This is a genomic window from Candidatus Thiodiazotropha sp. AKAK3 (genome assembly GCF_058244645.1).
In genome coordinates, this window is sequence record NZ_JBSYOQ010000073.1 from 26,502 (window position 1) to 33,949 (window position 7,448).

At 47.5% G+C, this 7,448-nt stretch carries 6 protein-coding genes and 1 pseudogene; 3 read left to right on the top strand and 4 right to left on the bottom strand.

All coding sequences use genetic code 11. The features are described 5' to 3' along the window. The first annotated feature begins 34 nt into the window (after window positions 1-34). From AC4IE7_RS20120 to AC4IE7_RS20130, 3 genes are all read left to right on the top strand, one after another. Entirely contained in the window at window positions 35-565 is a 531-nt protein-coding gene (locus tag AC4IE7_RS20120) for a protein disulfide oxidoreductase (RefSeq protein WP_490778665.1), read from the top strand. Between the two features lie 134 nt (window positions 566-699). Further along, on the top strand, window positions 700-2,091 hold the full coding sequence (locus tag AC4IE7_RS20125) for an OmpA family protein (RefSeq protein ID WP_490778666.1): 1,392 nt from the start codon (window positions 700-702) through the stop codon (window positions 2,089-2,091). Further along, the gene (locus AC4IE7_RS20130) at window positions 2,084-3,820 is read left to right on the top strand and encodes a 2-oxoacid:acceptor oxidoreductase subunit alpha (protein WP_490778667.1); all 1,737 of its coding nucleotides are present in this window, start codon (window positions 2,084-2,086) and stop codon (window positions 3,818-3,820) included. The genes AC4IE7_RS20125 and AC4IE7_RS20130 overlap by 8 nt, the downstream gene beginning before the upstream one ends. 578 nt (window positions 3,821-4,398) lie before the next feature. On the opposite strand, the gene AC4IE7_RS20135 is transcribed toward AC4IE7_RS20130, so the two are convergent. The 4 genes and pseudogenes from AC4IE7_RS20135 to AC4IE7_RS20150 all read right to left on the bottom strand — a co-directional run bounded on the left by AC4IE7_RS20135 (window position 4,399) and on the right by AC4IE7_RS20150 (window position 6,925). Then, window positions 4,399-4,605, bottom strand: coding sequence for a cold-shock protein (locus tag AC4IE7_RS20135; RefSeq protein WP_490778668.1), 207 nt, complete (start codon window positions 4,603-4,605; stop codon window positions 4,399-4,401). A gap of 147 nt (window positions 4,606-4,752) precedes the next feature. Beyond that, window positions 4,753-5,396, bottom strand: a pseudogene (locus AC4IE7_RS20140) (FMN-binding negative transcriptional regulator). Between the two features lie 545 nt (window positions 5,397-5,941). Further along, window positions 5,942-6,364 carry a YiiD C-terminal domain-containing protein gene (locus AC4IE7_RS20145; RefSeq protein ID WP_490778669.1) on the bottom strand — a complete coding sequence of 141 codons (423 nt, stop codon included), beginning with the start codon at window positions 6,362-6,364 and terminating at the stop codon, window positions 5,942-5,944. Window positions 6,365-6,445: 81 nt separating this feature from the next. Further along, the gene (locus tag AC4IE7_RS20150) at window positions 6,446-6,925 is read right to left on the bottom strand and encodes an NYN domain-containing protein (RefSeq protein WP_490778670.1); all 480 of its coding nucleotides are present in this window, start codon (window positions 6,923-6,925) and stop codon (window positions 6,446-6,448) included. Window positions 6,926-7,448: the final 523 nt, after the last annotated feature.

Consider the following 7,448-nt stretch of genomic DNA (forward strand, 5'->3'; position numbering starts at 1 on the left):
GTGAATTTACTGCTTAGCGTTTGATGGATGTCTCATGGCGAAACAGGAGAAGTCAGCTAAGCAACCGTTGCGTCGTCGATTGACGAGTTGGACATTGCAGTTAGCCGGATTTGTTCTGATCCTGTTTCTGATCCATCTCTGGCAAACCCGTAACCTGGTGGAAGGGGTGGCCCCGACACTGATGGCGAATACCCTGAATGGCTTGCCTGTGGATTTGACCTCCTATACGGATGGACCTGTACTGCTACACTTCTGGGCTACCTGGTGTCCGGTATGCAAGGTGGAGAATTCCACCATTGATCAGTTGTCTGAAGATCACTCGGTGTTGACTGTGGCAATGCAGTCAGGGTCAGATCAGGAGGTCAGTGACTATCTGAAAGAGCACGAGTTGGGTCTTAAAACCATAAACGATCCAAGTGGCAAGCTATCTTCGCTCTGGCGAGTGAAAGGCCTGCCTACCAGCTTCATTATCGATAAAGATCACAATATCAGATTTGTTTCAGTGGGCTATACCCCTGAATTGACACTTAGACTACGTCTCTGGCTTGCTGAGCTTGACTGGTAGAGGAATCACTTGTTGTAGCAGGAATCGCGGTCGGTCTAAGGCAGTGATATGATGCCTTTAGAAAATGCTCAGAGAGGTAAAATGTTTACCGGTATAGCCTCCTTGATGCTTGGAATTCCCTGGAGATGTAAGCTATGACGCTTTTACAGAGATGTGCTTCTCTCATCATTTTGAGTCAGCTCTTTTTTGGTTGTACCACCGCACCAACCCTTTCGGAATATCAGGTTATAGAAACCTATGGTGAGATATCCGCCTTCAAGTCCAGATTAGCTGAAGATAAGCAGAATGGGCTATACAATCTTGCGCCACAGGGATTTCAACAAGCAGAGAAAAAACTGCAGCGAGCTATTTCACTTGGTCGCTCAAAGAAAGATACTCAACTCACAAAAACCCTTGCTGAAGGCCGTGAAATTCTCAATAAGGCCGAAGCGGATGCCATTCTGACAAAGGAGCTGATGCGTGAAGTCATCGAAGCGCGACGACTGGCAATAGCAGCTGGCGCAGACAGTATGTTGGAAGATCGCTTTAATGAGCTTGAGAATAAGTTGCGACTGGCCTCTGAACAGGTAGAGCAGGGCGATATCGAGGCCGCTAAGAAGTGGCGCCCTGAAATGTTGGAGGGCTATGCGGAGATCGAACTGGAAGCCCTGAAGCAGGATGCAACAGAAAACGCACGATATGACATCTCTCAAGCAGTACACAGCGAAGCGGATGAATATGCACCCAAGACGTTAAAAATGGCCCGGGAGGAGCTCGCGTTTGCCATCGCAGTACTGGAAACAAATCGGACTCACCGGGAAAAGGCTAAGAGCCACGCACTTGAGGCGAGTAAACAGGCAAGAAGAAGTATTGAAATCACCGAACTGATCAAAGAGTTTGATCGAAGAGAGTACTCATCCGAAGATACTATCTTGTGGTATCAAAAGCAGCTGGCTGAAATCAATGAAGCATCAGATGAGGCCTTACCTTTTGACCTCCCCAATCATGAAGTGGTGAGTGCGCTAAAGGGCAAACTGGCCCATTTAGCCGACTTGAGAGAGGCGGAATTGGCCACCAGGATCGATCTGGAGACCCGTTTGGCCACAGTAGAGCGTCAAAATCAGGAGGCACAAGCACGCTTCGATAAGATTCAGGATCTGTTCTCTGCCGAGGAGGCCAATGTCTATCGTCAGGGACACAACATATTGCTTGAATTGAGAGGCTTTAACTTCCCCAGTGGAGGAAGCGATATCCAATCAGAAAACTTTGCCCTTTTGGATAAGATCGTGACGGCGATAAAGTCCTTCCCCAGCCCTGATGTAGTGGTTTCCGGGCATACCGATTCAACAGGGGGGGATGAAAATAATCGAGATCTATCACAACAGCGTGCTAAGACTGTAGCCTCCTTCCTGGAGAAGGTAGGTGGGATCGAGAGAACCAGCTTAACTGCAATCGGTTATGGTGAGTCTCGCCCGGTGGCAAATAACGAGACCGAGATTGGTCGCAAAAGTAATCGCAGGATAGAGGTGCTCATCATCAATGAATAGCCAACAATCCGCTGCAGAGCCCAAACTCTACTCTGTTGCCATAACCGGTTCTGGTGGCAGTGGTGCTGTTACTGCAGGTCGTATCCTTCTTGAAGCAGCGGCCCAATGTGGATTTCAAGGCTTGATGACCCGTTCGGCAGGACCTCAGATAAGAGGTGGTGAATCGGCGGCTATGGTGCGATATGGTCCTATGCCCGTCGATTCTATGGGGGATCAGTATGACCTGCTGGTAGCACTTGATTGGCTCAATATCGAACGTTTTGCTGATGAAATTCCCCTCTCAGATAAAAGCCTCATACTCTGTGATCCCAAGGCGGGCGAGGTACCAGCTCTGCTACGCAGTAATGGTGCTGAAATTCGAGAGATTCCCTTTAAAACCTTTGCTTCAGGACTGCCGGACGGACGCATCAATATGGTGGCACTGGGGGCTGCTGCTGTTGTGTGCGGGCTACCACTGGAAGCTATGGAAGAGAGTGTGCGGCAGGTATTACATACGAAACAACCGAAAGTTGTTGAGAGTGCACTGCGCGCCCTTGAGTTGGGATTCAATCATGACAAGCGTCCCCAGATACAAAGCAAAGCACCAGGTAAGCAACCCGATCGATGGAGTATTACCGGTAATCAGGCCTGTGGGCTTGGCGCTCTACGCGGCGGTATAAGGTTTGTCGCCGCTTATCCCATTACTCCGGCGAGTGAAATTCTCGAATGGTTGGCTCCGAGATTGGAAAAAGTAGGTGGTTCACTGCTACAAGCAGAGGATGAACTTGCTTCGATCAATATGATCATAGGCTCTTCCTTTGGTGGCGTGCCCTCGTTGACCGCGACCTCTGGGCCGGGACTTAGCTTGATGGTGGAGGGGCTGGGTTTGGCATTGGTGAGTGAGACGCCAGTTACCGTTATCAATGTTATGCGTGGCGGTCCATCCACGGGGATTCCCACTAAATCAGAACAATCTGACCTGAATATTGCGCTGTATGGGCTGCATGGTGATGCGCCTCACCTGGTGCTCGCGCCACTCTCGATACGGGATGCAGTTTTTACAACCCAGTGGGCGGTGCAGCTCTCTGAACACCTGCAGACAATCTCTCTGGTGCTCTCTGATCAGTCATTGGGGCAATCCCAAGCCATCATTGAAGCACCTGAGAACATTGAGTTGCCCCTGCAGCGATCGATTGCTGATACGCCAGGTGATGACTACCGACGTTACCAGCTTGCTGCTGAAAATGTTTCACCCATGAGCCTGCCGGGAACTGCGGGAGGCATGTATACCGCTGATGGCCTCGAGCATAATGACCGGGGAACCCCTTCGAGCATGGCGAGCGATCATCGCCAGCAGTTGAACAAACGACTGCACAAGTTGATAGATTTCGATTTTGGTGACTACTGGGCTGAAATCTCAGGTGAAGGTGACACCTGCTTGATTACCTGGGGTTCTTCTACTGGTGCAGTCAAAGAGGCTGCTGAGAACCTTCTGCAGCAGGGGGAAAAAGTCAAAGTGATTGCGATACGCATTCTTGCCCCGCTACAGCGCGAACAGCTACTCCAGGCCCTTCGGGGGGTGAGCAAAGTGATGGTGGTTGAGCAAAACCATGGCGGACAGCTTTTTCACTATCTACAGTCAGAGTCAGTGCTGCCGTCGTCAGCCGAGTCATTGGCCCAGCCTGGGCCGCTTCCCTTGCGCCCTGGCCGGATTATAAGGGGACTTAGCGAGCTGGCTCAAAAGCAATAAGCTGCTCTGTGTTTCTGAAAAGGTTTATAACCATAATTTATAGTGGGTATGCCGACGTTGGTATATGTAACAGATGAAGTGGGCGATTGAGATAAAAAAGACAGCCCGCACAATCCGTTTTGCGCCAAGAATAGGCGGTGAAAACGCTTGCCGGGCTGGCTTAACGTGCTGAATAAAAAGCACTTATTGGCATGTTATTTATCTAGCTTCTGACTATGTCCTTGCCGCTATGATGTACCACTGAGAAGTGGTGAGTCATCATGGAATGGCAAAAGACACACAGGAAATATCAGTCAATTGATGAGTTGATTTAGTATCAATTGACAGTGATATTCAATGTTTGGCAGGAGTTGTGATCTTTACTGCACACCAAATTCACTTACACAAAAGGGCATACAGCGTTATTACGGAAGTAAACTACAAGATCACTATAAATTGACAGGCTCATGTTATTACAACTTCCGTGTTGTTACAGATTGCTCCTGCGAAACAAATTACCCTGCTATTTTGATACAGCACTGTTTAAGAGCATCTTAAACCTGGCTTTGATCACCACAGCATGGTAATTGTCGATCGGCTTAGATCTCTTTTACTTTTGTAGCGCAAGGACCTTTTTGACCCTGACCTACAATGTATTCAACTTTCTGGCCATCTTTCAAAGTGGCGTAGCCGCCATCATTTTGGATTTCAGAATGGTGAACAAACAAATCCTTACCACCATCATCAGGGGTAATAAAACCAAAACCTTTGTCTGCGTTAAACCACTTTACTGTACCTTGACTCATTGACTTTCTGCCTTTCTCTTCGGGTGTAGATTGTATGCGAATAAGTAACTTTTAAGCTAACTTGGTCACATTCTTGCTCTGTATACATTTTCCGCTGTAAACGGCGTTGAAGAGCACGCAATACGCGCGATCCCCTCCTGAGCGCAGTTATAACACATTTTGCTCCATGGCTTCAGCAAGTTTGTGTGATCCCTGGGCTCTTAATTGCCCTATTATTTGTAATTGATCATGATTCGAGCGATTTTGGCTTATTTTGTACTTACATTGGACCTCCCTGATCGAGACTTCGACACCAACCACAGCCTGCAACATTGAAGCGCTGTATTCAGGCGTCCAAGGGCTCCCAAAAGCTGATTCATGTTTCTTGGTAAGGGCCTCGATAACCTGCTGAAGCTCCCTGGCATCCTGAAACATCTACACTCCCCATGGATATGAACAGCCTGATAGTTCCAGGTGGGGACGCCTGGGCTGCTGTACCAAGCGGGGGAAATATAGCCGTGGGGACCTTGTAAGGATATCAATGCCTGTTGCCCATCAATTTCAGAATGCTGCGGATTGAGTTTGAAAGGTTCCCTAGGTTTTATCCTGCAGGCTTTGCACTGCCTCACAACCTCCCCCCCGCAGCATAAGGTTGATGTAAGGCGCAATCCTTGCCTCAAGCGTAGGGTGGGGCCCAGCCCCACCAAAAGGGGTTGGAAATCCACTGCTTGAGGATGGATAGTATAGATATTGAGTAAACAACAAGTCAGCTGATCCCATTTTCGAACCTCAATGGTGGGGCATGGCCCCACCCTACAGATTTTTGATATCTCGGTACGAAAGGTTCCCTAGGTTTTATCCTGCAGGTTTTGTACTGCCTCACAACCTCCCCCCGCAGCATAAGGTTGATGTAAGGCGCAATCCTTGCCTCAAGCGTAGGGTGGGGCCCAGCCCCACCAAAAGGGGTTGGAAATCCACTGCTTGTGGATGGATAGTATAGATATTGAGTAAACAACAAGTCACCTGATCCTATTTTCGAACCTCAATGGTGGGGCAGGGCCCCACCCTACAGATTTTTGATATCTCGGTACGAAAGGTTCCCTAGGTTTTATTCTGCAGGTTTTGTACTGCCTCACAACCTCCCCCCCCCGCAGCATAAGGTTGATGTAAGGCGCAATCCTTGCCTCAAGCGTAGGGTGGGGCCCAGCCCCACCAAAAGGGGATGGAAATCCACTGCTTGAGGATGGATAGTATAGATATTGAGTAAACAACAAGTCACCTGATCCCATTTTCGAATCTCTATGGTGGGGCAGGGCCCCACCCTACAGATTTTTGATATCTCGGTACGTAAGGTATGCTAGGTTTTGTCCTGCAGGCTTTGTACATACCAGCTGAATGATCCGACACAAGCTGTAATATTTTCACTATCCTTTATTTCTACATCAACTTTTATTATCGAACGCCCCTTCCTTTCAAGCTGTCCGGTAAATTTTTCAATTGCCTCTTCATCTACTCTTGGATATGCAGTTATTGGCTTTGTTGCTGGACGTTTGTATTTAATTTGAGCGTCTCTTACTACAGGTAGAACTTTACCAACAAGGTCTGGGAAGAGATTTTGTAGAAGTTCTCCACTGGCTGCTTCTGCGAGAGCATAGAGTGCACTTGCATGAATGGTTTGTATGTGATTTATAACTGTTTCGTTAAAAGGGAGCGTTAGTGCTCCGTTACAATTTTTCTTTAGACCAACCTTTTTAATAAAAGGAATATGTAAAATATCCACAACTGATCCTTTATATATGAAATTCATGAAACCAAAGATAGGAGAAAGGGTGCGCAATAAGATTGCAATGAATGCTAAATATCACTTGCTCAACAGCAGGCTACCCTCGATAGGTATATAATTTGATGCGGAATTGATTAGCGATGCTGCAGTTAGCTGGGGAACACCATAGACCTCTACGAAGCAGCCATAAGCGGCAACTAATCTTTTTGCCAATAAATCGAAATCGCCATCTCCGGATGCCAATACGACTATGTCAGATTCTTCTGCACACTCCATTGCATCTACAGTTATGCCGACGTCCCAATCACATTTAGCTGACCCATCAGATCTCTGGATATAGGGTTTGAGTTTTACCTCAAAACCGATCGCTTTAAGAATGTTCTGGAACTGTTTCTGCTTTTGGTCGCCTTTGTCACAGGTGTAGGCTATCGCATTGATTACCTCTCTGTTGGAAGAGACCTGTTTCCAGAACTCATTGTAGTTAAAGTTATGTCTATAAGCCTGTTTGGTTGTGTAGTAAATGTTTTGTACATCAACAAGTATGGTCACTTTTTGCATATTCGAGTTTGTCTTTAATGCTATTAATATGGTGACCAATTGGATCACTTACTACTGCAGTGAGCCTGCATCTGATTGTTTTAATCTAGGGCCTGTTAACAGGACTAAATATTGGTCGATGAGTGATATTACCATATAAACTAATAGGATAATTCCTGCTGAGCAATTTCAAGATGATGCTGACAAAAACCTATATCGAGCGTCGGTTGCGACCCTGCTGTACCAAAGGTGGTGTTTGTTTGCAGTGGTGATGGTGCGGCAGGGCCGCACCCTACAGCGCGTAACCTCCCATCAAGGGGGGAGGGGCTTTTTAGCTTTTCTGAAGAAAAGGAGCGTTATTGGATCAGCTGTGAGTGATATTGAATGGTTAATTCTTAAGAGTAAGGTAGCCTGGATGAAGTGCAACAGAATCCGGGATGATTGGTGCAGTGCTCTCCCGGATTCTGTTGCACTTCATCCAGGCTACGGGCTACCGTATTCTTTCCACTCTGCAGCGTGGGACCGAGAGAAGTATAGGAGAACC